20 protein-coding genes and 6 tRNA genes are annotated in these 22,350 nt (G+C 74.0%); 10 read left to right on the forward strand and 16 right to left on the reverse strand.

The annotated features are described in order from the left end of the window. Nucleotides 1-25: 25 nt before the first annotated feature. Complete coding sequence (locus AB0C73_RS21335) at nucleotides 26-2,452, forward strand: hypothetical protein (protein WP_362532315.1); 2,427 nt, start codon at nucleotides 26-28, stop codon at nucleotides 2,450-2,452. A gap of 48 nt (nucleotides 2,453-2,500) precedes the next feature. Here the strand turns inward: AB0C73_RS21335 and AB0C73_RS21340 are convergent. Then, nucleotides 2,501-2,572 (reverse strand) — tRNA-Val (locus AB0C73_RS21340). 62 nt (nucleotides 2,573-2,634) lie between these two features. Next, nucleotides 2,635-3,105 carry a TIGR02611 family protein gene (locus AB0C73_RS21345; protein WP_362532318.1) on the reverse strand — a complete coding sequence of 157 codons (471 nt, stop codon included), beginning with the start codon at nucleotides 3,103-3,105 and terminating at the stop codon, nucleotides 2,635-2,637. Nucleotides 3,106-3,294: 189 nt separating this feature from the next. Here AB0C73_RS21345 and AB0C73_RS21350 point away from each other — a divergent pair, with 189 nt between their 5' ends. Next, a complete protein-coding gene (locus tag AB0C73_RS21350) occupies nucleotides 3,295-3,708 on the forward strand; it encodes an SsgA family sporulation/cell division regulator (RefSeq protein ID WP_015032345.1) in 414 nt (137 codons plus the stop codon). Nucleotides 3,709-3,900: 192 nt separating this feature from the next. After that, entirely contained in the window at nucleotides 3,901-4,458 is a 558-nt protein-coding gene (locus AB0C73_RS21355; RefSeq protein ID WP_362532320.1) for a CGNR zinc finger domain-containing protein, read from the forward strand. Between the two features lie 72 nt (nucleotides 4,459-4,530). Here the strand turns inward: AB0C73_RS21355 and AB0C73_RS21360 are convergent, their stop codons facing one another. Together AB0C73_RS21360 and AB0C73_RS21365 are read right to left on the reverse strand one after the other, a co-directional pair. Then, complete coding sequence (locus AB0C73_RS21360; RefSeq protein WP_362532323.1) at nucleotides 4,531-4,728, reverse strand: hypothetical protein; 198 nt, start codon at nucleotides 4,726-4,728, stop codon at nucleotides 4,531-4,533. 132 nt (nucleotides 4,729-4,860) lie between these two features. Continuing rightward, a complete protein-coding gene (locus tag AB0C73_RS21365) occupies nucleotides 4,861-5,289 on the reverse strand; it encodes a hypothetical protein (RefSeq protein ID WP_362532326.1) in 429 nt (142 codons plus the stop codon). A gap of 135 nt (nucleotides 5,290-5,424) precedes the next feature. Between AB0C73_RS21365 and AB0C73_RS21370 the strand changes: the two genes are divergently transcribed. Next, on the forward strand, nucleotides 5,425-5,940 hold the full coding sequence (locus tag AB0C73_RS21370; protein WP_362532329.1) for a DsbA family protein: 516 nt from the start codon (nucleotides 5,425-5,427) through the stop codon (nucleotides 5,938-5,940). A gap of 74 nt (nucleotides 5,941-6,014) precedes the next feature. Here the strand turns inward: AB0C73_RS21370 and AB0C73_RS21375 are convergent, their stop codons facing one another. The 3 genes from AB0C73_RS21375 to AB0C73_RS21385 form a co-directional block, all read right to left on the reverse strand. After that, the gene (locus tag AB0C73_RS21375) at nucleotides 6,015-6,854 is read right to left on the reverse strand and encodes a GNAT family N-acetyltransferase (RefSeq protein WP_362532332.1); all 840 of its coding nucleotides are present in this window, start codon (nucleotides 6,852-6,854) and stop codon (nucleotides 6,015-6,017) included. A 69-nt stretch (nucleotides 6,855-6,923) separates the two neighbouring features. Then, nucleotides 6,924-7,754 (reverse strand): aminodeoxychorismate lyase, encoded by an 831-nt coding sequence (locus tag AB0C73_RS21380; protein WP_362532334.1) that lies wholly within the window; start codon nucleotides 7,752-7,754, stop codon nucleotides 6,924-6,926. Beyond that, a complete protein-coding gene (locus AB0C73_RS21385; RefSeq protein WP_362532337.1) occupies nucleotides 7,751-8,848 on the reverse strand; it encodes a chorismate-binding protein in 1,098 nt (365 codons plus the stop codon). The genes AB0C73_RS21380 and AB0C73_RS21385 overlap by 4 nt, the downstream gene beginning before the upstream one ends. A gap of 254 nt (nucleotides 8,849-9,102) precedes the next feature. Between AB0C73_RS21385 and AB0C73_RS21390 the strand changes: the two genes are divergently transcribed. From AB0C73_RS21390 to AB0C73_RS21410, 5 genes are all read left to right on the forward strand, one after another. After that, nucleotides 9,103-9,175, forward strand: a tRNA-Gly gene (locus tag AB0C73_RS21390). 40 nt (nucleotides 9,176-9,215) lie between these two features. After that, nucleotides 9,216-9,289, forward strand: a tRNA-Cys gene (locus tag AB0C73_RS21395). 1 nt (nucleotide 9,290) lies between these two features. After that, a tRNA-Val gene (locus tag AB0C73_RS21400) sits at nucleotides 9,291-9,362 on the forward strand. Between the two features lie 34 nt (nucleotides 9,363-9,396). Continuing rightward, a tRNA-Val gene (locus AB0C73_RS21405) sits at nucleotides 9,397-9,468 on the forward strand. 34 nt (nucleotides 9,469-9,502) lie between these two features. Beyond that, nucleotides 9,503-9,577: transfer RNA gene (locus AB0C73_RS21410), tRNA-Val, on the forward strand. 102 nt (nucleotides 9,578-9,679) lie between these two features. Here AB0C73_RS21410 and AB0C73_RS21415 read toward each other — a convergent pair. The 3 genes from AB0C73_RS21415 to AB0C73_RS21425 all read right to left on the reverse strand — a co-directional run bounded on the left by AB0C73_RS21415 (nucleotide 9,680) and on the right by AB0C73_RS21425 (nucleotide 11,513). Next, complete coding sequence (locus AB0C73_RS21415) at nucleotides 9,680-9,958, reverse strand: zf-TFIIB domain-containing protein (RefSeq protein ID WP_362532338.1); 279 nt, start codon at nucleotides 9,956-9,958, stop codon at nucleotides 9,680-9,682. 39 nt (nucleotides 9,959-9,997) lie between these two features. Further along, nucleotides 9,998-10,966 (reverse strand): aminoglycoside phosphotransferase family protein, encoded by a 969-nt coding sequence (locus tag AB0C73_RS21420; RefSeq protein WP_362532340.1) that lies wholly within the window; start codon nucleotides 10,964-10,966, stop codon nucleotides 9,998-10,000. Nucleotides 10,967-11,345: 379 nt separating this feature from the next. Further along, nucleotides 11,346-11,513, reverse strand: a complete 168-nt coding sequence (locus tag AB0C73_RS21425) for a hypothetical protein (RefSeq protein ID WP_362532343.1) — start codon at nucleotides 11,511-11,513, stop codon at nucleotides 11,346-11,348. Between the two features lie 527 nt (nucleotides 11,514-12,040). Here AB0C73_RS21425 and AB0C73_RS21430 point away from each other — a divergent pair. Continuing rightward, the gene (locus AB0C73_RS21430; RefSeq protein WP_362532346.1) at nucleotides 12,041-13,261 is read left to right on the forward strand and encodes a protein kinase; all 1,221 of its coding nucleotides are present in this window, start codon (nucleotides 12,041-12,043) and stop codon (nucleotides 13,259-13,261) included. A gap of 100 nt (nucleotides 13,262-13,361) precedes the next feature. Here AB0C73_RS21430 and AB0C73_RS21435 read toward each other — a convergent pair whose 3' ends face one another. The 6 genes from AB0C73_RS21435 to AB0C73_RS21460 all read right to left on the reverse strand — a co-directional run bounded on the left by AB0C73_RS21435 (nucleotide 13,362) and on the right by AB0C73_RS21460 (nucleotide 22,292). Continuing rightward, entirely contained in the window at nucleotides 13,362-14,180 is an 819-nt protein-coding gene (locus tag AB0C73_RS21435; protein ID WP_362532349.1) for an RNA methyltransferase, read from the reverse strand. 108 nt (nucleotides 14,181-14,288) lie between these two features. After that, nucleotides 14,289-15,536 carry a uroporphyrinogen-III C-methyltransferase gene (cobA, locus tag AB0C73_RS21440; protein ID WP_362532351.1) on the reverse strand — a complete coding sequence of 416 codons (1,248 nt, stop codon included), beginning with the start codon at nucleotides 15,534-15,536 and terminating at the stop codon, nucleotides 14,289-14,291. 284 nt (nucleotides 15,537-15,820) lie between these two features. After that, nucleotides 15,821-19,030: a nicotinate-nucleotide--dimethylbenzimidazole phosphoribosyltransferase gene (gene cobT / locus AB0C73_RS21445; RefSeq protein ID WP_362532353.1), complete on the reverse strand. Its 3,210-nt coding sequence runs from the start codon at nucleotides 19,028-19,030 to the stop codon at nucleotides 15,821-15,823. A gap of 270 nt (nucleotides 19,031-19,300) precedes the next feature. Beyond that, on the reverse strand, nucleotides 19,301-20,524 hold the full coding sequence (cbiE, locus tag AB0C73_RS21450; protein WP_362532355.1) for a precorrin-6y C5,15-methyltransferase (decarboxylating) subunit CbiE: 1,224 nt from the start codon (nucleotides 20,522-20,524) through the stop codon (nucleotides 19,301-19,303). Between the two features lie 128 nt (nucleotides 20,525-20,652). Next, nucleotides 20,653-21,294, reverse strand: a complete 642-nt coding sequence (locus AB0C73_RS21455; protein WP_362532358.1) for a GNAT family N-acetyltransferase — start codon at nucleotides 21,292-21,294, stop codon at nucleotides 20,653-20,655. 140 nt (nucleotides 21,295-21,434) lie between these two features. Continuing rightward, nucleotides 21,435-22,292, reverse strand: a complete 858-nt coding sequence (locus AB0C73_RS21460) for a MetQ/NlpA family ABC transporter substrate-binding protein (protein ID WP_362532361.1) — start codon at nucleotides 22,290-22,292, stop codon at nucleotides 21,435-21,437. Nucleotides 22,293-22,350: the final 58 nt, after the last annotated feature.

Below are 22,350 nucleotides of genomic sequence, written 5' to 3' on the forward strand. Positions count from 1 at the left end.
CTGTGTCCGGCGCCACACTCCGGCTATGAACACCTCCCTGCCTCCCGCGGAAGAGCTCGTGCTCGTCGACCGCGAACTGGCCCGACTCGACGCCCACCGGGCGCAGTTGCTGCTGCGCCGGGACTGGCTGGTGCGGGCTCTCGACGCGCAGCGGGCCGCCGCTGCCGCATCCGCGCCGCTCTCGGCGCCGGCGGCCGGGCCGCGGCCGTGGCCGGCGCCCGGAGCGGCCGCGCCGCGCCTTCCCGAGGCGACCCCGCGCAGCACCCAGAACGTGCTGCTCACTCTCGGCGGTGTGCTGCTCACAGTGGCCGCGCTGGTGTTCACGCTGGTGAGCTGGGGCACGATGGGCATCGGCGGGCGGGCGGCGGTGCTCGCGGTGGTGACCTCGGGCGCGCTGTTCGCGCCGGTGGTGCTGCTGCGCCGCGGCCTGGTGTCGACGGCCGAGTCGGTGGGGGCCCTCGGTCTGGTCCTGACGGTGCTCGACGCGTACGCGCTGCACCGGGTGGCGCTGCCGGAGGCCGACGGGCTCGGTTACACGGCGGTGGCGGCGACGGTCCTGGCCGGCGGCTGGGCGGCGTACGGCTCGGCCCTCCCGAAGCTGCGGATCCCGGTCCCGGCGGGCGTGGTGGCCGCCCAACTGCCGCTGCCGCTCGGGGTGCTCGCGGCCGGCGGCGGGATGATCCCGTTCGCGTGGGCGGCGCTCGGCACGGCCGCGCTGGACGTGGTGGCGATGCTGTGGGCGAAGGCGCTGCCGGTGCGGGTGACCGCCGGGGTGGGTGCGGCGGCACTGGGCGGCTGGGCGCTGCTCGCGGGCCTGGGTCTCTCGCTCACCTCGCCGGTGAAGGCGCTGCCGCTGCTGCTGGCCTGTGCCGCCGTGCTGCTGTTCCTCGCGGTGCGCCACACGCCCTCGGCGCTCGCCTCGGCCTTGGTGGCGGGTCTGGCGGGGATCGCCGCGGTGGGCGGGCTGCTGCGGGCCGGGGTGCCGGAGGCGTGGATCGTGCCGGGGTACGCGTTGTGCGCGCTGGTGCTCGCGGGCGCGGCGGCCTGGCACCGGGGTCCGTGGGCCACGGCGCGGACGGCGCCGGTGGCGCTGCCCGCGCTTCGGGACGGGCTGGCGCTCGCGGGTGGTGGGGTGCTCGGACTGGCCACGCTGTGGGCGCTGCCGCCGGCGGTGCTCGGGCTGCTCGACCCGCAGGTCCGTACGACGGAGATCTGGTCGGGGGCGCACGCCGAGCGGACGCTGTCCGGCTACCCGGCGACGGCCTCGCTGGTGCTGCTCGTCGTGACGGGCGCGCTCGTGGCGGTGCCGCACCTCTGGGCGCGGGGAGCCGCGCTCGGTCTGGTGTGGGCCCTGCTCATCGGCCTGCCGGTGGCGTTCGGTCTGCCGTACGGGGCCTCCCTCGCCGTCCGGCTGGTGGCGACGGCGGCGGTCCTGGCGGTGGCGGTGCGCCCGGCGGCGGTGGCGCGCGGGCTCGACGGAGCGGTGGAGGTCGTGGCCTGGCTCGGCTTCGGGTTCGGTCTGGCCTCGGGTCTGGCGGTGGTGCCCGCGGCGCTCGACACCCGGGCGGCGACGTTCGCGGTGCTCGGGGTGCTCGCGGTGCTGTTCGGCGCGGTCGCGATCCTGGGCGACGGGGTGCGGCGCACGGGCGCGGCGTGTGTGGCCGTGCTCGCGGTGGCGGGTCTGGTGGGGGCCGGGGCGGCGGCCGTGGGCCTGTCCGGGCCGGTGGCCGGTGTGCTGCTGCTCGTCGTGCCCGCCGGGACGGCCGGTCTGGGCGGCGCGTGGCTGCGGCGGCGCCCGGAGTCCGTGGCGGTGGAGGCCACGGGTGCGGCGGTCGGTCTGTGCGGGTTCGGTCTGGCGGCCGGGCGGCCGGCGCTGCTCGCGCTCGCGCTGGCGCTCGGCGGGGTGATCGCGGCAGCGACGGCGGTACGGGAGGAGCGGCGCCCGGTGGCCTCGTGGGCGGCGGCGGTGCTGTTCCTGCTTGCGACCTGGGTACGGCTCGCGGTCTGGGAGGTCACGACCCCGGAGGCGTACACGCTGCCGGTCACCGTGCCTGCTCTGGTGGTGGGCGTGCTGCGGCGACGCCGGGACCCGGAGGCGTCCTCGTGGACGGCGTACGGGCCGGGGCTCGCGGCGACGCTGGTGCCGAGTCTGTTCGCGGCCTGGGTGGACCCGTACTGGACGCGTCCGCTGCTGCTCGGGGTCGGGGCGCTCGCGGTGACGCTGCTCGGCGCGCGGTTCCGGCTGCAGGCCCCGCTGCTGCTCGGCGGCTCGGTGCTGGCCTTGGTCGGCCTGCACGAGCTCGCGCCATACGTGGTGCAGGCGGTGGGCGCGCTGCCGCGCTGGCTGCCGCCGGCTCTGGCCGGTCTGCTGCTGCTCGCGGTGGGGGCGACGTACGAGCAGCGGCTGCGTGACGCGCGCCGACTGCGGGAGCGGCTGGGCCGGATGCGGTGAACGCCGAAGGCCCGGAGACGGAATCCGTCTCCGGGCCTTCGGTCCGGGTGGGCGATACTGGGATCGAACCAGTGACCCCTTCGGTGTGAACGAAGTGCTCTCCCGCTGAGCTAATCGCCCGGGTGCACCGCAAACATTACCGCATGTCAGCGGCGCTTCCGAACCACTGCCGGCTCACCGGCTCACTCGTCGATCTTCCACGGCATGACGAAGCCGAACTTCCACAGGTAGATGCCGAGCAGCACGCCGATGATCACCAGGCCGATGCTGGTGAGGATGATGTTCCGGCGCCGGACCTTGGGGTCGAGGGCGCGCTGGGCGGCCTCGGTGACCTTTCGCTTGGTCCAGCGCAGCACCAGCTGGGCCCAGACGAACTCGGTCGCCCAGATCGCCATGCCGGCGAAGATCACCAGCCAGCCGGGGCCGGGCAGCGGCAGCATCACGATGCCGGCGCCGACGACGGCGAGGCCGACGACGAAGACGCCGACCTGCCAGCTCAGGTGCAGGGTCCGGCGGGCCTTGATGAACTCCGGCGCCCGGGACCCCAGGGGCGCCTCTCCGGCCGCACCCGCGTCCGGCGTGGTCTCCTGCTGCGCGCGCTTGTCCCCGTCGGCCGCGGACTCCCCGGCGCGCTCGTCACTCTCCGCATTCATGGCCCCAATTTACCGGACCGGCCCGGCCCGCTGAAATGGCGGTATTACCCAAAGTTACACGCGCCCATACGAGCTACCTGAACGATCACAAAACGGGCAGAGGGGTTTACAACGGCACCGTAGGTGGCATGTCGATTTCGCCGACGTGCGAATCCCCGAGCGCACACTGAGCGAAAGGCCCTGGCGCTTATGAACACCACGGTCAGCTGCGAGCTGCACCTGCGCCTCGTTGTGTCGAGCGAGTCCTCACTGCCTGTACCCGCGGGCCTGCGGTATGACACGGCCGATCCGTATGCCGTGCACGCCACCTTCCACACCGGAGCCGAGGAGACGGTCGAGTGGGTCTTCGCCCGCGACCTTCTCGCCGAGGGGCTGCACCGGCCCACCGGCACGGGCGACGTCCGGGTCTGGCCGTCCCGCAGCCACGGTCAGGGAGTCGTCTGCATCGCGCTGAGTTCCCCCGAGGGCGAAGCCCTGCTCGAGGCCCCGGCGAGGGCCCTGGAGTCGTTCCTCAAGCGGACCGACGCTGCCGTGCCACCTGGCACCGAGCACCGCCACTTCGACCTCGACACGGAGCTCTCCCACATCCTGGCCGACAGCTGAGCCAGGCCACCAGCCGCACGGCGCCGTCCGACTCGGGGAGACGGCGCCGCGCGGACAGCCGTGCCAACCCCCCATCGGCGCTTCTCACCGCGCAGCCGGCGCGGTGCGGGGCGCCGATGGGCGTTTCCGGGTCGCGCTAGAGTTCAGCGCAATTCCGCGGGCGCCCGCCCGCAGCCGGCCAGGGAGCGAAACGTGCTGATCCCCCACGACACCCGGATCGCCCTCGACACCGTCGTCGATCTGATGAACACCGCCCCGGAGGGCGACCGTGGCGACGCGCTCGGAGACCTCCCGGCGCTGCAGTCCTTCGTACACGCCCACAAGATCAGCGACGTGGGCGAGCTCGGGGCGGCGGACCTGCGCGCCGTGCGCGAGGTGCGCGACCGGTTCGCGGCCGTCTTCTCCGCCCCCGACGCCCGGATCGCCGCCACCCTGATCAACCAGCTGGTCGCGGCCGCCGGCACCACGCCGCAGCTCACCGACCACGACGGCTACGACTGGCACGTCCACTACTTCGCGCCGGGCGCCTCGGTCGCCGACCACCTCGGCGCCGACTGCGGCATGGCGCTCGCCTTCATCGTCGTCGCGGGCGAACAGGAGCGGCTGCGCCGCTGCGAGGCGCCGGACTGCGGCCGGGCCTTCGTCGACCTCTCCCGCAACCGCTCCCGCCGCTACTGCGACAGCCGCACCTGCGGCAACCGTCTGCACGTGGCCGCCTACCGGGCCCGCCGCAAGGAAGCCGCGGGCTGATCCCGGGCGCGGTCGCGGCAGGCACGGGCCCGGCCCGCACGGTCACGGCCCGCACGGTCACAGCGAGAGCGGTCACAACAGGAACAGATCATGGACGGCGGCCATGAGCAGCAGCGCGCCGATCACCGCGAGGAAGATCATCAGCGGCGGCTGGGACAGCGCGAACAGACAGCCGCGCGGCTCCTCCGCGACCGGAACGGCGGGCACGGCCGGTGCCGCGGCGGACGTGGGGGCGGGAGCGGGGGCGGGGTCCCCCGAGGTCTCGAGCATCTCGGGGGGATGATGCAGCACCGCCGGCCCCGAAGATCACGCAAACGCCCCGCGACAGGCCGTGTTCACCCCATCCCGTGGCCCGCGGGAACGAGAAGTGTCAGAACCGGTCGGACTGCGGTCGGATCCCGGTCATATTCCGTGCTTCTTCAGAATCGCCTCGATGTCGCTGAAGTCCTCGTCCGCCGGCTTCGCCTGCGGCTTGGCGGCCCGCGCGGGCTTGCCCGTCCCCAGCGAAGGCGCCGAGGCGGCGGGCGCCACGGCCGCCGGGGCCGCTCCCCCACCGGTCACCTCCCGCCCGGCCCTGCGCCGCTCGATCGCGCGCGAGGTCATGAACAGCACCCAGGCGAGGCCGAGCACGCCGAAGCCGGCCCAGACGGTCAGGTTGAACGTCAGGGCCTCGAAGAGCCAGTCGATGGCGCCCGTCATCACCAGACCCAGCGGCACCAGTGAGTAGGCCGCGATCCGGGTCGCGGTCAGGAACTTCCTCCGCCAGGCCGTGATCGCGGCGATGCCCAGGCCCGCCGCGGCCGCCGCGGAGCAAATGGTCTCGGCAAGCATGCGATCCTCCTGGTCCCGGGTGATACGTCCCTTCCATCCTGCACCGCACCGGCCCCACCGGGCCATGCCCCGGACCCCGGATCAGGGAGATCTCCGGGTCGTCCCCCAGGGAGGACCGGATGGGAGACTCTTCCCATGAGTGAGTCCACCAACCCCGCCGCCGCCCCGGTCGTCCTGGAGGCCTGGTTCGACCTGCAGTGCCCCGACTGCTTCAAGGCCCTCGACGACGTCCGCGCGCTGCGCGCCGCGTACGGCGAGCGTCTCGACGTACAGCTGCGGCACTTCCCGCTGCCCAAGCACAAGCACGCCTACGCCGCCGCCCAGGCCGCCGAGGAGGCCTTCGCCCAGGGCCAGGGCTGGCCGTACACCGAGGCGCTGCTCGCCAGGACGGCCGAGCTCGGCGAGCGCGGCGAGCCGGTGCTGCTCGCGGTGGCGAAGGAACTGGGCCTGGACGCCGAGGAGTTCGACACGGCCCTGATCGACGGCCGGCACCTCCTGACGGTCGACGCCGACGAGGCCGAGGGCAAGGCGATCAAGGTCACCGGCACCCCCACGTACGTCATCGGCGGCGAGCGCCTCGACGGCGGCCAGAGCCAGGACGGCCTGCGCGAGCGCATCACGGAGATCGCCGACCGCCTCCTCGGCGCCTGACCCCGCCCCCTGGCCGGACCCCGTCCCCCGCCGGGGAGACCTCAGAGCTGTCTCACAGCTGTCTCACAGCCGCCTCAGCGCAGTTCCTTCGCGCTGTTGACGAAGGTCGTGCGATAGCCCAGCGACTCGTACAGCCGGATCGCCGGGGTGTTGCCCGCGAAGACGTGCAGTCCGATCCGGGTCTCCCCGGCCTCCCGCGCGACCCGCTCGGCGAGCTGCATCAGCGCCCGGCCGTAGCCGCGCCCGCGCTGGGCCTCGTCGACCTCGATGTCGTACACGAAGGCCGCCCACCGACCCGGTTCGAGCTCGATCCGGCCGGTCCACAGATGGCCGGCGGGCCGCCCGTCCGCGACGACCACGTGGAGCGCGACGCCGGGCGAGGCCAGGCCCTGCGGGAGGTACCTCCGGTGGCTGTCCTCGGCCTTGGCGCGGGCCTGGTCCTCCGGGACGCCCCGGTCGGTCCAGCTCCGTGCGAAGGCTTCCTTGGCCCGCGCCTCCCAGACGGCGAACTCGGCCTCGGTCATCGGCCGGACCTCCACGCCCTCCGGCAGCACGGGCGGCTCGGCCGGCAGCGCCTTGACCATGTTCCGGCTGCGCTCGGTGTAGCCGAGCGAGCCGGCCATCCGCAGCGCGGCCGCGGCCTGCGCGGGCACCGATATCTGCACCTCGACGCAGCCCCAGCTCCGCAGCACTTCCTCGGCCGCGAGCGCCGCGACCGTGCCCCGGCCGCGCCGGCGGTCCGGCTCGTCGACCCCGAGGCGGTCGATCACGCCCGAGGCGGCGCCGAAGCCGGGGTCGGTGGAGAGGTGGACGGAGCCGACCCGGCGGCTGTTCACACAGATGTCGTAGGTGCGCGAACGGCCGCCGTCGGCGGACTGCTGAAGCGGCTCGGACGGCCGCAGGGTGGTGGTCATCACGGGTGTTCTACCCGCGCCGGACCCACCCGTCATCAGGTTTTGTACGGAACCGGTACCCCACCGGGGCTAGCCCAGCTTCGGGTCCCGGTCCCGGGCCGTCCGCTCCTCGAAGATCCGCATCGCCTTGGCCGTGACCGGCCCCGGCGCCCCGGACAGCTCCCGGTCGTCCACCCGCCGCACGGCCTGCACATCGCGCAGCGTCGAGGTCAGGAAGATCTCGTCGGCGCTCTCCAGGACGTCGAGCGGCAGGTCGACCTCCTCCGCGCCGGTCCACTCGGCGGCCAGCGCGCGGGTGATGCCGGCGAGGCAGCCGGAGGACACCGGCGGGGTCAGGACGCGGCCGTCGACCACGACGAAGACGTTGGAGCCGGTGCCCTCGCAGAGCTGCCCCACGGTGTTGGCGAACAGCGCCTCGGACGCGCCCCGCTCGTGCGCCCGGGCGAGGGCCACGACGTTCTCGGCGTACGAGGTGGTCTTGAGGCCGGTGAGGGCGCCGCGCTCGTTGCGGACCCAGGGGACCGTGATCACGGCGGTGGTGTCCGGGCGGCGGCGGGTCTCGCCGAGGGCCACGACCAGGCCGGGCCCGGCGTCGCCGCGCTCGGAGCCGAGCGGGGAGAGCCCGCCGGTGTACGTGATGCGGAGGCGGCCGAGCTCCATCGGGTTGGCCTCCAGGACCGCGGCGACAGCGCGGCGGACCTCGTCGAGGTCGGGGTCGGGCAGGCCGAGGCCGCGGGCCGAGCGGGTCAGCCGCTCCAGGTGGAGGGTGAGGGCAAACGTTTCGCCGCGCTCGGCCTTGACCGTCTCGAAGATGCCGTCGCCGACGGTCAGCCCGTGGTCGAGGACCGAGACCCGCGCGCTCTCGGCGTCGTGCAGCGCGCCGTTGACCCACAGTTTCATCGCGATATGGCCTTTCCCGTCGCCTCGTCGTCCGTCGCCTCGTGGTCGGTCGACTCGTCGTCGGTCGACTCGTAGGCGCCTGACGCTATCGCGACCAGGCGGTCGGCCTTGAGCTCGGTCTCGGCCCACTCGCGCTCGGGGTCGGAGCCCCATGTGATCCCGGCGCCGGTGCCGAAGCGCAGGACGCCCTCGGCGCGGTCGATCCAGAAGGTGCGGATGCCGACGGCCAGCTCGGCGGTGCGCCGGTCGGCGTCGACCCAGCCGATGCCGCCGCAGTAGGGGCCGCGCGGGACGGTCTCCAGGGCCTCGATGATCCGCAGCGCGCTGGACTTGGGGGCGCCGGTCACGGAACCGGGCGGGAAGGTGGCGGAGAGCAGCTCGCGCCAGCCGGCGCCGTCGCGCAGTTCGCCGCGGACGGTGGAGACCAGATGGACCAGGCCGGGGTGCGGCTCGACGGCGCACAGCTCGGGCACGGTGACGGAGCCGGTGGCACAGACCCGGCCGAGGTCGTTGCGCACCAGGTCCACGATCATCACGTTCTCGGCGTGGTCCTTCTCCAGGAGGTCCTCGGCGGTCCGCCCGGTGCCCTTGATGGGGCCGGACTCGACGACGGTGCCGGTGCGCCGCAGATAGAGCTCGGGCGAGGCGGTGGCGATCTCCACGCCGTGCGCGGGCAGCCGGACGGTGCCGGCGTACGGGGCGGGGTTGCCGCGGGCGAGCAGCGCGGTGAGCGCGTCGGCGTCGGCGGCGGCCGGGTCGGGCAGCGGCGCGGACATCACGCGGCAGAGGTTCGCCTGGTAGACCTCGCCGCGCGCGATGTGTTCGCGGATGCGGCGCACGCCCGCGGTGTACGCGGCGCGGTCGAGCGAGGACGTCCAGTCGCCGGCCGCCGGTCCGCGCCAGGCGCCCGGCACGGGCGCGGGCACCGGGTCGGGCCGCACGTCGCCGAAGCGCGCGCAGGTCAGCCGTCCCTCGAAGTCCGCGACGACCGCCCAGAAACCGGAGGAGTCCAGGGCCTCGGGGTCGTGGGTGACGTCCCGGAGGTCGGTGGCGAGAAGGCCGCCGAAGCGGGCCAGGGGAGCAAGGGGGTGCACACAGCGAGTCTAGGGCGGGGGGAGGAGGGCGGCCGGAGGTGCGCGGGGCCTGCGCGAAGGGAGCGGCTGGTGAGGCGGGAGGGGGCGCTGGGAGCCACCCCGGGGACACATGGAGTGAACGGTGTCCGAACGCTCCCGGACGCCCTCGCGGGGGTGCAGGTCAGCACGCTGCGGAAACGCGTTTTTGTACTGGCCCAGGAATCCGCTAGAGTTCAACACGTCGCCGGGACGCGCAAGCGAAACGGAAACGACAAGCGGACGTGGCTCAGTTGGTAGAGCATCACCTTGCCAAGGTGAGGGTCGCGAGTTCGAATCTCGTCGTCCGCTCGATGTGGGGGATCTTCCCGAACCCCCGAATCACACTCCTGGTGGAGTGGCCGAGAGGCGAGGCAACGGCCTGCAAAGCCGTCTACACGGGTTCAAATCCCGTCTCCACCTCCAAGGACGATTAGCTCAGCGGGAGAGCGCTTCCCTGACACGGAAGAGGTCACTGGTTCAATCCCAGTATCGTCCACTGGACCTTCGGGTCCCGGATCTTCGGATCCCCCGCGCGATTAGCTCAGCGGGAGAGCGCTTCCCTGACACGGAAGAGGTCACTGGTTCAATCCCAGTATCGCGCACTGGACCTTCGGGTCCCGGACCTTCGGGTCACCCGCGCGATTAGCTCAGCGGGAGAGCGCTTCCCTGACACGGAAGAGGTCACTGGTTCAATCCCAGTATCGCGCACCAGCCATGAAGCCCCCGGCCGCGACAGCGACCGGGGGCTTCTGCATGCGTGTGGCGTACGGGCGGGCCCCCGGAGGGGCCTGCGCCCGGCGTCAGGAGGAGACGTCAGGAGGAGAACAGCATCCGGCCGAAACCGCGGTGGCCGTGGTGCCCGTGGTGACCGCCGTGACCGCCGTGGTGCGGGGCGCCCCAGGCCGGGGCGGCGGGCTGCGCCGGGTAGGCCTGCGGCGGCGGGGCCTGCTGGGCCCACTGGGACTCCAGGCGGGTCAGGGCCTCCAGCTCGCCGTAGTCCAGGAAGATGCCGCGGCAGCCGCTGCACTGCTCGATCTGGATGCCGTTGCGGTTGTACGTGTGCATGGGCGCGTGGCACTTGGGACACTGCATGCGGACTCAACTCCCTGCCGTTCGAATGGTGCTCTCACATTACGTGGACGCCGCCGGCGGCAACTCGGTTCGGAGCGAACCGATTCGGGCGCAGGTGTCGATCATCACGTCCTCCACCTCGTCCAGCGGGCGCCCCTCGGCGGTGGACTTGGCGACGGCGAGCGCGGCGGTCTGCACGGTGAGCGCGCGGGCCGGGACGTCGAGGCGCGCCCACGGGTCGGGGGCTCGGGTGGCGGGGCCGCGGGTGGCGGGGCCGCCGGCCGCCTCGTACGCGCCGAGGAATCGCGACCACACCTCCGGTGACAGCAGCCCGGCCGCGAACCAGGCCGCCGGGCGGGCCAGGTCCCAGGCCGGGTCCCCGAGTCCGAGGTCGTCCACGTCGATGAGCCGCCAGCGGGGGTCTCGGCCGGGCTCCCCCAGGCGTACGAGCTGCCCGAGGTGGAAGTCGCCGTGGCACAGCGCGGACGGCAGGGCCGCGTCCGGGGCCGGGACGGCCGGGACGGTGGCCCAGGCGCGCAGCACCACGGGGGTCGCCGGGTGGTCGGGCGCGGCCTGGCACATCCGGTCCACCGCGAGGGACACCTTGAGGGGTGCCCGCATCGGTGGGGTGCCGGGCGGGGCGGGGCTCCGGTGCAGCCCGGCGAGCAGCCGTCCGGCCGCCTCCCAGGGGGCGGCGCCGGGGTCCTCGGGGTCGACGGGAGTGCCGTACGGCCAGAGGCTCAGCGAGCGGCGGGCCGCCGCTGGCGACTCGGGCGGCTCGGGCAACGGCGGCAGCAGGATCCCTTCGAGGGCCGGCAGGGCGGCGACGGATATCCGCGCGCGCAGGGCGGCCGGGTCGCCGTCGGCGCCGTGCGCCTTGAGGACGAGACGCCCGTGCCGTACGACGGTCCCGTCGGCCCGGTCCGCGAGCAGCCCGGCCCGGCACGGGCAGGGCACACCGGCGGGCTCGCCCGGATGCGCGGCGGCGCGGGCGAGGTCGTGCAGCTGCAGCAGAGCGGTGTCGTCCACGCGGGGAGCCTACGCGGCGGCCGCCGGCCCGGGGAAAGCGCGGGAGCCGAGCGCCCTGGGCATCTTCAGGGGCCGCGGGGCGCGGGAAGCACGGTGGCCGGTCAGCTCCCGGCCTGACCGGGGCACACGCTGCGCGCCTCACCTGGCCAGGCGCCTGTTGTCCCCGTCGGCCACGCGGCGGCCGCGGCTCCCGAGAAAGCGCGAGGTCGTCAGTGCCCCCGGCCGACCGGGAGCCGCGCAGGGCCCCGGGAAAGCGCGAGGGCCGGTCAGCTCCCCAGCTGACCGGCCGCACGCTGCCGTCCGCCGCACCCCCGTCCCCACGGGGCTGGTAGGCCGGATGTCCCCGACCCGGGCCGCTCTCCCGGGTCCGGGGCGCCGCTCAGCGCCCCAGCATCACGCCCACGGACGACGCCTGTGTGACCACTGCGTCCCAGCCGCCGAAGACGACCACGAGCAGGGCCGCGAGAGGGAGGACCATGGCGGTCGCCACCAGCGGGTGACGCCGGCTCGAAGGGCGGGGGTTCATCCGCGGGGCCGGGAATGCCATGGTTCCTCTCCTGTCGTGTCGGACGCGGCGGGTGCGGTGACCTCGGGGGACGAGTGCTGCACCCGCCGCTCGACAACCATTCTGGGCAGCGGGCGGCCCCGGGGCGTCATGCCCGCGTACCGGCTTCCGGGCCTCCCGGAGGATGACGGCACTCCGAACGGCGTACTCCCCTGGGTGGAGACGGACGGTCCGGAGTGGGGGACTTCCCGGAGGGGACGCCCGGAGCGGGCCCCGGGAGTGACGGGCGGATGGCCGGGACATGGCCGGCACAAGGCGGGAAGGTGTCCGCCGGGCGCCGACGGGGCGGGTGTGACGTCACCCACGTTTGCCGGGGAGCGCCGGGGTGTCGGCGCGTCAAGAGGCCAACGTCCTTGATAGGAGGGAGTGTTGGCGAGTGGCACGGCTGACCCCGCCTCAATTGTCCCCCTCAGCACTGACAATCGATGCGAACCGGAGGGCGCGGCCTGTGAGCGGGCCGGGGCAGGGGTACGTAAGCTGTGCCACGTCGAACGGACGAGGGGACGGACATGGCGATGATGCGGCTCCGGCGCGAGGACCCGCGGATCGTCGGGTCGTTCCGGCTGCACCGCCGGCTGGGCGCCGGCGGGATGGGGGTCGTGTACCTCGGCTCGGACCGGCGCGGGCAGCGCGTGGCGCTCAAGGTGATCCGGCCCGACTTGGCCGAGGACCAGGAGTTCCGCTCCCGGTTCGCCCGCGAGGTGTCCGCCGCGCGACGGATCCGCGGCGGCTGCACCGCCCGGCTCGTCGCCGCCGACCTGGAGGCCGAGCGCCCCTGGTTCGCCACCCAGTACGTCCCCGGGCCCTCGCTGCACGACCGGGTCGCCGAGGAGGGTCCACTGCGGGCCTCCGATGTGGCCGCGATCGGCGCCGCGCTCTCCGAGGGTCTGGTCGCCGTCCACGAGGCCGGTGTCGTCCACCGCGACCTCAAGCCGTCCAACATCCTGCTCTCACCCAAGGGCCCCCGGATCATCGACTTCGGGATCGCCTGGGCCACCGGCGCCAGCACCCTCACCCATGTCGGCACCGCCGTCGGCTCCCCCGGCTTCCTCGCGCCCGAGCAGGTACGGGGCGCACCGGTCACCGCCGCGACCGACGTCTTCTCGCTCGGCGCCACCCTCGCGTACGCGGCGATGGGCGACTCCCCGTTCGGCCACGGCAGCTCCGAGGTCATGCTCTACCGGGTCGTGCACGAGGAGCCGCAGCTGCACGGCGTACCGGACGCGCTCGCGCCCCTGGTGCGGGCCTGCCTCGCCAAGGACCCGGAGGAGCGGCCCAGCACCCTCCAGCTGTCCATGCGGCTCAAGGAGATCGCGGCGCGCGAAGCGCAGGGCCTGCCCGCCGCCGCCCGGCCGCCCGGCCAGCGCGAGCGGTCCGAGGAGCGCAGCCCCGTCCGGCCCACCGAGCGGTACACCGAGCGCACGACCGAGCGGTCCGCCGACCGCGGCGGCGAGACGGGCGGCGGTCCGGGTGCCTCGGCGTCCCGGCCGAACACCGCCCGGCCGTCCGCGTCCCGGCCGAACTCCTCCCGTACGGGCGCGGGCACGGGCGCACGTAACACCCAGTCCCGGCCCGGCACCCGGCCGGGCACGCGGCCCGGGGCCCGAAACACCTCCACCGGGCGCCGCCCGGCGAACCCGCGGCTGCTGCGCCAGCGCCTGTTCGTGTTCGTGGTCGTCACGCTGGTGGTGGCGCTCGGGATCGCGGCCGCGCAGGCGCTCCAGGGCTGAAAACCCCGGGCCCGAGGGTCCCCCGGGGGTTCGGGGGTTCGGGCTTGGGGGTTGCTGCGCGGGGCTTGCTACGCGGGGCTCGGGGCCTGCCGCTCGGGGCCTACGGCTGCGGGCGGCCGCTCGTCACCGCGTAGAACGCGACGGCCGCCGCCGCGCCCACGTTCAGCGAGTCCACACCGTGCGCCATCGGGATGCGGACCCACTCGTCCGCCGCGCGCAGCGCCTGCGTCGACAGGCCCTCGCCCTCCGCGCCCAGCATCAGGGCCACCCGGTCCAGCTTGTGCGGGGCGGCCTCGTCGATCGACGCCGCACGGTCCGCCGGGGTCAGCGCGAGCAGCTTGAAGCCCGCCTCCCGTACCGCCTCCAGACCGCGCGGCCAGGTGTCCAGACGCGCGTACGGCACCGAGAACACCGCGCCCATCGACACCTTCACCGACCGGCGGTACAGCGGGTCCGCGCAGTCCGGCGAGAGCAGCACCGCGTCCATGCCGAGCGCGGCGGCGCTGCGGAAGATCGCGCCGATGTTGGTGTGGTCGTTCACCGCCTCCATCACCGCGACCCGGCGGGCCGTCGTCAGCAGGTCCGACGCGGTGGGCAGCGGCTTGCGCTGCATCGAGGCGAGCGCGCCGCGGTGCACGTGGTAGCCGGTGACGCGTTCGGCGAGGTCCGGGCTCACCGCGTACACCGGGGCCGGGAGTTCGTCGATGACGTCGCGCATGACGTCGACCCACTTGGCGGAGAGCAGCATCGAGCGCATCTCGTAGCCGGCGTCCTTGGCGCGGCGGATCACCTTCTCGCCCTCGGCGATGAACAGTCCCTCGGCCGGTTCGCGTCTGCGTCGCAGCTCGACGTCGGTCAGTCCGGTGTAGTCGCGCAGGCGCGGGTCGTCGGGGTCGTCGATCGTGATGAGTTCGGCCACGGGGTGATACTGCCTTGTCCGGTGGGTGGTGCCAATGCGTGCGGGTGGGGTGGGCGTCACCGGGTTACTCCGGGTACGCCTGGGTGGGCTCGGGTGGGCTCGGACGGCTCAGTGGGTCGGCTTGGCCGTCGGGCTCTTGGCCGGGGACTCGTGGACCACCTCGCCGATGACGATGACGGCCGGCGGGCGCACGTCCTGCGCCGTGACGGTCTCGGCGACCGTCGCCAGCGTCGCGTCCACCCGGCGCTGGGTGGCCGTGGTGCCCTCCTGGATCAGGGCCAGCGGGGTGTCGGGCGCCTTGCCGTTCGCCATCAGCGCCTCCGCGATCTTGCCGATCTTGTCGACGCCCATGAGGATGACCAGCGTTCCGGTGAGCCGCGCCAGCGACGCCCAGTCGACGAGGGAGCGCGGGTCGTCCGGCGCCACATGGCCGCTGACCACCGTGAACTCGTGGGCCACCCCGCGGTGGGTGACCGGGATGCCAGCCGCGCCCGGGACCGAGATCGAGCTGGAGATGCCCGGGACCACGGTGCAGGCGATGCCCTCGGCGGCCAGCGCCTGGGCCTCCTCCATGCCGCGGCCGAAGACGAACGGGTCGCCGCCCTTGAGACGGACGACGGACTTGCCCTGCTTGGCGTGCTCGATCAGCGCGTTGTTGATGGCCTCCTGGGCCATGAACCGGCCGTACGGGATCTTCGCCGCGTCGATCACCTCGACGTGCGGCGGCAGTTCGGAGAGCAGGTCGCGCGGGCCGAGCCGGTCCGCGATGACCACGTCCGCCTCCGCGAGGAGCCGGCGGCCGCGGACCGTGATCAGGTCCGGGTCGCCCGGGCCGCCGCCGACCAGCGCGACGAAGGGGGTACGGGCGCGGCGCGCGGGCGCCGCGAGGGAGCCGTCGCGCAGGCCCTCCACGATCGCGTCCCGCACGGCGGCCGAGCGGCGCGGGTCGTGGCCGGTCAGCACCGCGACCGTCACGCCCTCGCTGTGGCCGGTCGCCGGGGTCCAGGCGGTGGCCGCCTCGGCGTCGTCGGAGCGCACGCACCAGGTCTTCGTGCGTTCGGCCTCGGCGGAGATGGCGGCGTTCGCCACCGGGTCCGTGGTGGCGACCAGGGCGTACCACGCGTCGGCGAGGTCACCCTCCTCGTAACGGCGCTTGATCCAGGTGATCTCGCCCGTCTCGGCCATCGCGTCCACGGACGGGGTCGCGGACGGTGAGATCAGGGTGACCCGCGCGCCCGCCGCGATCAGGGCGGGCAGCCGGCGCTGCGCCACCTGGCCACCGCCGAACACGACGACGCGGCGGCCGGCGAGGCGCAGTCCGACGGGGTAGGCGGGGTGCTCGGCGTGGTCGGCCATGGTGCGGGCGGCTCCTCTGGAGGGGCGGTGCTGTTGGCACCTCACGATATCGGTGACCTGCGGGTCTCTCGCTGTGATCGATGTCCCTCGCGTCGGTGGGAGGGGGCGTGCGGGACGTTCCGGGCACCGCATTCGGGACTGCATGATTTACGGCGCGGTCAGGTCCGACCAGCGCGGAACGTCCTCGTTCCGCGCCACAAATCACGCTTTACGTCCCGAACGTCGGGACCCCGCACGTCCCCCACTCCCGTCCGTGGACAGTGGGGGGCGTGCGGACCCCGCTGCTACTTCTCGGTGACGCCCGCCGAGTCGAAGGTCGCCACCTCGTGCATCGCCCGCGCCGCGCTCTGGACGATGGGGAGGGCGAGCAGCGCGCCGGTGCCCTCGCCGAGGCGCAGGTCCAGGTCGACCAGCGGGCGCAGGCCCAGCTTGTTGAGGGCCGCGACATGGCCCGGCTCGGCGCTGCGGTGGCCCGCGATGCAGGCCGCCAGCGACTCGGGCGCGATCGCGCGGGCGACGAGGGCCGCCGCGCCGGTGGAGACGCCGTCGAGGATCACCGGGGTACGGAGCGAGGCCGCGCCCAGGATCAGGCCGACGAGCGCCGCGTGCTCCAGGCCGCCGACGGCCGCCAGGACGCCGATCGGGTCCGCCGGGTCCGGCTTGTGGAGGTCGAGCGCGCGCCGGACCACGTCCACCTTGCGGGCGTGCATCTCGTCGTTGATGCCGGTGCCGCGGCCGGTGACCTCGACCGGGTCGACGCCGGTGTAGACCGAGATGAGCGCGGCGGACGCGGTGGTGTTCGCGATGCCCATCTCACCGGTGAGCAGCGCCTTGTTGCCGGCGGCCACGAGGTCGCGGGCGGTCTCGATGCCCACCTCGATCGCCGCGATCGCCTCTTCGCGGGTCATGGCCTGGCCGATGGTGAAGTCGGCGGTGCCGGCCTTGACCTTGCGCGGGAGAAGACCGGGCGTGGAGGGCAGGTCGGAGGCCACGCCGACGTCGATGACGCAGACCTCGGCGCCCACCTGGTTGGCGAAGGCGTTGCAGACCGCGCCGCCGCCGAGGAAGTTCGCGACCATCTGGCCGGTCACCTCCTGGGGCCAGGCGGTGACGCCCTGGGCGTGCACCCCGTGGTCGCCGGCGAAGATCGCCACGGCGGCGGGCTCGGGGATCGGCGGCGGGCAGACCCGGGACAGGCCGCAGAGCTGCGCGGAGATGATCTCCAGCATGCCGAGCGCCCCGGCGGGCTTCGTCATCCGCTTCTGGCGCTCCCAGGCCTCGCCGAGCGCCTTGGCGTCCAGCGGGCGGATGTTGGCGACGGTCTCCTGGAGCAGGTCGTGCGGCTCCTCGCCGGGCAGCGCGCGGCGGCCGTACGTCTCCTCGTGGACGACCCAGGACAGCGGGCGGCGCTTGGACCAGCCCGCCTGCATCAGCTCCGGCTCCTCCGGGAACTCGTCCACGTATCCGACGCAGAGGTACGCGACCACTTCGAGGTGCTCGGGCAGGCCGAGGGCGCGGACCATCTCGCGCTCGTCGAAGAAGCTGACCCAGCCGACGCCGAGGCCCTCGGCGCGGGCGGCGAGCCACAGGTTCTCGACGGCGAGGGCCGAGGAGTACGGGGCCATCTGCGGCTGCGTGTAGCGGCCGAGGGTGTGCCGGCCGCCGCGGGTCGGGTCGGCGGTCACCACGATGTTGACCGGGGTGTCGAGGATGGCCTCGATCTTCAGTTCCTTGAACTGCTTCGCCCGGCCCTTGGGCAGCGACTTGGCGTACGCGTCGCGCTGCGTCTGGGCCAGCTCGTGCATCGTGCGGCGGGTCTCCGCGCTGCGGATGACGACGAAGTCCCAGGGCTGCGAGTGGCCCACCGACGGTGCCGTGTGCGCGGCTTCGAGGACGCGGAGCAGTACCTCGTGCGGGATGGGGTCCGGGCGGAAGCCGTTGCGGATGTCGCGGCGCTCGCGCATCACGCGGAGCACGGCGTCGCGCTCGGCCTCGTCGTAGCCGGGGGCGCGCTCGCCAACCGGTTCCGGATGCGCCGGTGCCACTTCCTCGGCGGCCTCGGCTGCGGCTTCCGTCTGGATCTCGGCCTCGGGGGCCGCGGGGGTCTCGGTCTCGGCCTCGGGCTCGGCCTCGACCGGAAGTTCCGGCTCGGCAGACGCCTCTGCGGGCGCCTCCGCGACCGGCTCGGGCAGGGGTTCAGGGGCGGCCTCGACGAAGGCCTCGGGCTCCGCGGCGGGGGTCTCGGCCGAGGCCTCCGCGACCGGCGCCTCGGGCGCCGGTACGACCGGGGGCTCCGGCGCGGCCGCCTGCGACTGCGCCTCGGCGAGGACCGGGTTCTCCTCGGCGGGGGCCGGGACTTGCCCCTCCTGGGGTACGGCGACGGGCACGGGCTGCGGCTCCGCCACCACGACCGGCTCGGCCACCACGGGCTCGGCCGCGACGGGCGCCTCGGGCTGCTGCTCCGGTTCGGCCTCGCGCGGGGCGGGGACCAGCGGGGTCTCCTGGGGCTCGACGACGACCGGCTCCGCGACGGGCGCCTCGGCGGCCGGGGGCTCCACCACGACGGGCTCGGCGACGACGGCCACGGGCTCCACGGCCGCCGCTTCGGCGACGACGGCGGCGGGCGCCTCGGGCTGAGGCTGCGGCTCCTGGACCGGGAGGACCGGCTCCGGCGAGGGAGTCGGGGCCAGGTGCGGGGCGGTCGGGACGGAGCCCTCGACCGGGACGAACTGGACGGCCTGCGGGGCGACCGCTTCCGCCGGGGCGGCGGCCTGCGGCTGGGCCTCCTGCGGCTGCGCGGTCCACGGCACGGCGCCCTGCGGGGCCATCTGCTGGTCCTGCGGCGGCACGTCCAGGTACTCGGGGCCGATGGTCGGCGGGCCCGGGGTCCGTACCGGCTCCGGCGCGGGCGTCGTGGCGGCGACCGGGGCCGCGACGGGCGCGGCGGCGGGCTGCGGCGCCACGGGGGTGGCGGCCGGGCCGCGGTCGGCGAGGGAGCGCACCACGCCTCCGGTGGCGTCCGGCGGCACGGGCGGGCCCATGTGCAGCGGGCGGCGGCCGGGCGGCGGGGTCGGGGTCGCCGGGGCGGGCATCCGGACGCCGCCGAGGTCGACGGAGCCGGTGTCGAGGATGCCGGGCTCGTAGCCGTGTTCGGTGACCATGGGCTCGTGCGGCACGCCGTGGGCCGGCGTCGCCTGCGGCGGCACCGGCACGCCCTGCGGCGGGGTGGCGGTGACCTGCTCGATGGGGGCGGTCAGCGGGTCGACGAACTCGGCCGGGGCCGGCACGGCGACCGGCGGCGCGGGCACGACGCCCGGCTGCAGCTCGCTCCAGGCGCCCTGGGCGCCCGGCATCAGGAGAATCTCGTCGTCCTCGGCTGCGTTCTCGGAGGGGTCCAGGTAGGTGTACGCGCCCGGGGCGGGGATGCCCGGCTGCTCGACCGTGCCTGCGTTCTCCGGCAGCCCCTCAGCCGGGACCTGGCCGGTGTCCGTCATGCTGCGTACCCCTCGCCCATCGGTTGTGCTCCTTCAGACCTTCGCCCGTCGACAACAACGAGCTCGCGCGCCGCGCGGCACGAAGGACGCGCGGACACCCATGCATTGTCGCGGCCTTCGGCCATCCTGGCAGGCGGATCCGCCACGCTTGGCTGTGGACTGCGCCACGTCGCGCCGCCCCCGTCGCTCCGCACCATGTGAGAGGTCCGAGAAGGCCCCTGGCCCGGGACCTTCGCCGAACGTCCGGGTGCGGTACAACAATCGGCCAGCCTACCTTCCCCGGCGGGCCCCGCGATCACGGGGAGCATCCGTCCGGTCGCCGGACAGGAGGAAGACCACGGAGCGGTCGCGCTCGGTCCATTCGGCCGGATCGAGGCCGACCGTCTGCAGCAGCGCGCACTCCACGGCGTAGCCGCCGTCGGCCAGTGCGGCGCCGATCGCCTCGGCCTCGTCGCGGGTGGCCGCGTGCGTGACGATCCGTTCGGGCCTGCGGTCGGTGCAGGCGGTGACGACGGGCACTCCCCCGCCCCCGATGCGTACGACATCGGGTTCGGGCAGGCTCTCCAGGACGTGCGGGGCACGCCCGGTGACGGTCTGGAGGTGGAGTCCGGCGGCGCGGGCGGCGGCCTCGGTGCGGGCGCAGGCATCGGGGTCGGTGTCGACGGCGATGACGGCGGCGCCGAAGCGGGCGGTGTCGACGGCGAAGGCGCCGTCGGCGCAGCCGATGTCCCAGACGAGGTCGCCGTCGCGGGGGCCGAGCCGGGCGAGTTGGGCGGCGCGCAGGGTGGGGTCCTGGCCGGTGCGGCCTCCGGTGTCCTCGCCGGGCAGGGCCCAGCCGCGTACGGCGGGGGTGTCGTGGCCCATGAGCCAGCCGCCGGTGGTGCCGGCGCCGATACCGCCGATGACAAGGACGACGTTGGGGTCGCGCCAGGCGTGGTCGGCGGCCTTGTCGGAGGTGACGACGGTGACCTGTTCGCGGTCGGTGCCGAGTTCCTCGCAGATGACGAAGGTGCGGTGGACGCCGTCGAGGAGGAGGGCGAGTTCGGCGGGTCCGGCGCCGGGCGAGGTGAGGACGGCGACCTTGGGGTGGGCGCGGCAGATGTTGACGGCACGGCGCAGGGTGCGCTGGTGGGCGACGACGACGCGGGCGTCGTCCCACGGCATGCCGGCCCGGGCGAAGGCGGCGGCGACGCTGGAGACGGCGGGGACGACCTCGACCTCCAGGCCGTGTTCGGGGGCGCGCAGGGTGCGGACGACGCCGAAGAAGCCGGGGTCGCCGTCGGCGAGGACGACGGCGGTGCCGCGGTGGCCGGCGATCCGGCGGGCGGCGAGGTCGACGCTGCCGAGGCGGATGCGTTCGGCGCCGGCCGGCACTTCGGGCAGGGCGAGGTGGTGGGCGGCGCCGGCCACCAGGGTGGCGGCGGCGAGGGCGGACCGGGCCGCCTCGGTGAGGGGCGAGCCGTCCCAGCCGATCACCGTGACCCGGTCGGCCATGGGTGTCTGTCTCCTGGAGTGTGTGCAGGTCGGGGGCGGGACGAGCCTACCGGGAGACGCGCCTGCGGGGGCCGGTCCGGTCGTGTCTTTCGGATCGGGCCGCGGCCCGGGGGATCCGGAAGGAGGCCCTAGCTCCAGTCGGCGTAGGTGGAGAGGCCAGCCTCGGCCATCTGGTCGCCGTCGAGGTCCTCGGGGAGGAGGCTCCACACGATGAGGTCGGTGCGGATGTCGGTCCAGGTGCCGTTCTCGGTCTGGCTGCGCGCTATCCAGGCGTTGCGGAGCACGCCTTCGCTGATGCAGCCGATCTTCTGGGCGACCTGCTGGGAGGCGGTGTTGTCGGCGGCGGTGCGCAGTTCGAGGCGCTCGAAGCCGCGGTCGCCGAAGAGCCACTGGGCGACGGCGAGGACGGATTCGGTGGCGTAGCCCTCGCCGCGGGCCCAGGGGGCGGTGACGTAGGCGACCTCGGTGGCGCGGGTGCGCCAGTTGGTGCCGTGGAGGTGGACGATGCCGACGAGGCGCTGGGTGAGGAACTCGGTGACGGCGAAGACGATGCCGCGGCCTCCGGTGCGTTCCGCGGGAGCGATCCTGCGGACCCAGTCCTCGGCGTCGGCGAGGGTGTACGGGTGCGGTACGGAGGTCCAGGCGACGACGAGTTCGTCGTTCATCATCTCGACGAACGCGGGGATGTCGGCCTCTTCGAACGCGCGCAGCACCAACCGGTCCGTGCTGATGGAGATGGACGGGAAGGTCGTATTCATGCGCAGCTCCATACGTGAAGACCGTGAACGCACAGCATGCAGCATGCGGTGGTCGCGCGCATGCGCGGGGTGAACCCGAAGGCCCCGCGCGCCGGTACGGGGCGGGCGGGGCCTTCGGGACGGGGACGGCGCCAAGGGGCGTGCCGTGGGCCTTACTTGGCGGGGGCGCCGAAGGCCGGGACGACCGAGCCCTTGTAGGTGTCCTCGATGTACTTCTTCACCTCGGGGGAGTTGAGGAGCTTGACGAGCTTCTGCACGCGCGCGTCCTTCTCGTTGCCGGCCTTGACGGCGAGGAAGTTGGCGTAGGGGTTGCCCTCCGCCTTCTCCAGGGCGAGGGCGTCCTTGGCCGGGGAGAGCTTCGCCTCGATGGCGTAGTTGCCGTTGATGACGGCGGCGTCGACGTCGTTCAGGGCACGGGGCACGGTGGCGGCCTCCAGCTCCTTGAACTCCAGGCCCTTCTTGTCGGTGATGTCGGAGAGCTTGGCGTCGGTGCCGACGCCCGCCTTGAGGGTGATGAGCCCGTTGTCGGCGAGCAGGTGGAGGGAGCGGCCCTCGTTGGTGGTGTCGTTGGGGACGGCGATGGTCTGGCCGGCCTTGATGTCCTTCACCGACGTGACCTTCTTGGAGTAGAGGCCGAGCGGCTCCAGGTGCACGTTCACCACGGGGACGATGTGGGTGCCGTTCTTCTGGTTGAAGTCGTCGAGGTACGGCTTGTGCTGGAAGAAGTTGGCGTCGACCTGGCCGGACTCGGTGGCGGTGTTCGGCAGGACGTAGTCCGTGAACTCCTTCACCTCCAGCTTCAGGCCCTCCTTGGCGGCCAGCTTGTCCTTGACGAAGTTGAGGATGTCGGCGTGCGGCGTCGGGGACGCGGCGACGACGAGCGGCTTGTCGGCGGAGCCGGCCGCGTCCTTGGCGGAGGACGGGTCGGAGGAGGTGCCGCAGGCGGTCAGGCCGAGGGCGAGGGCGGCGGTGGCGGCGATGCCGGCGGTGAGCTTGATGTTCTTGCGCACGAAGAGTGCCTCTTTCCGGTGGAGCGGTTGCTTCGCCTGGACAACAAGTCCGGGCTGT

The sequence above is a fragment of the Streptomyces sp. NPDC048623 genome, assembly GCF_040650755.1.
In the GTDB taxonomy this organism is placed as follows: domain Bacteria; phylum Actinomycetota; class Actinomycetes; order Streptomycetales; family Streptomycetaceae; genus Streptomyces.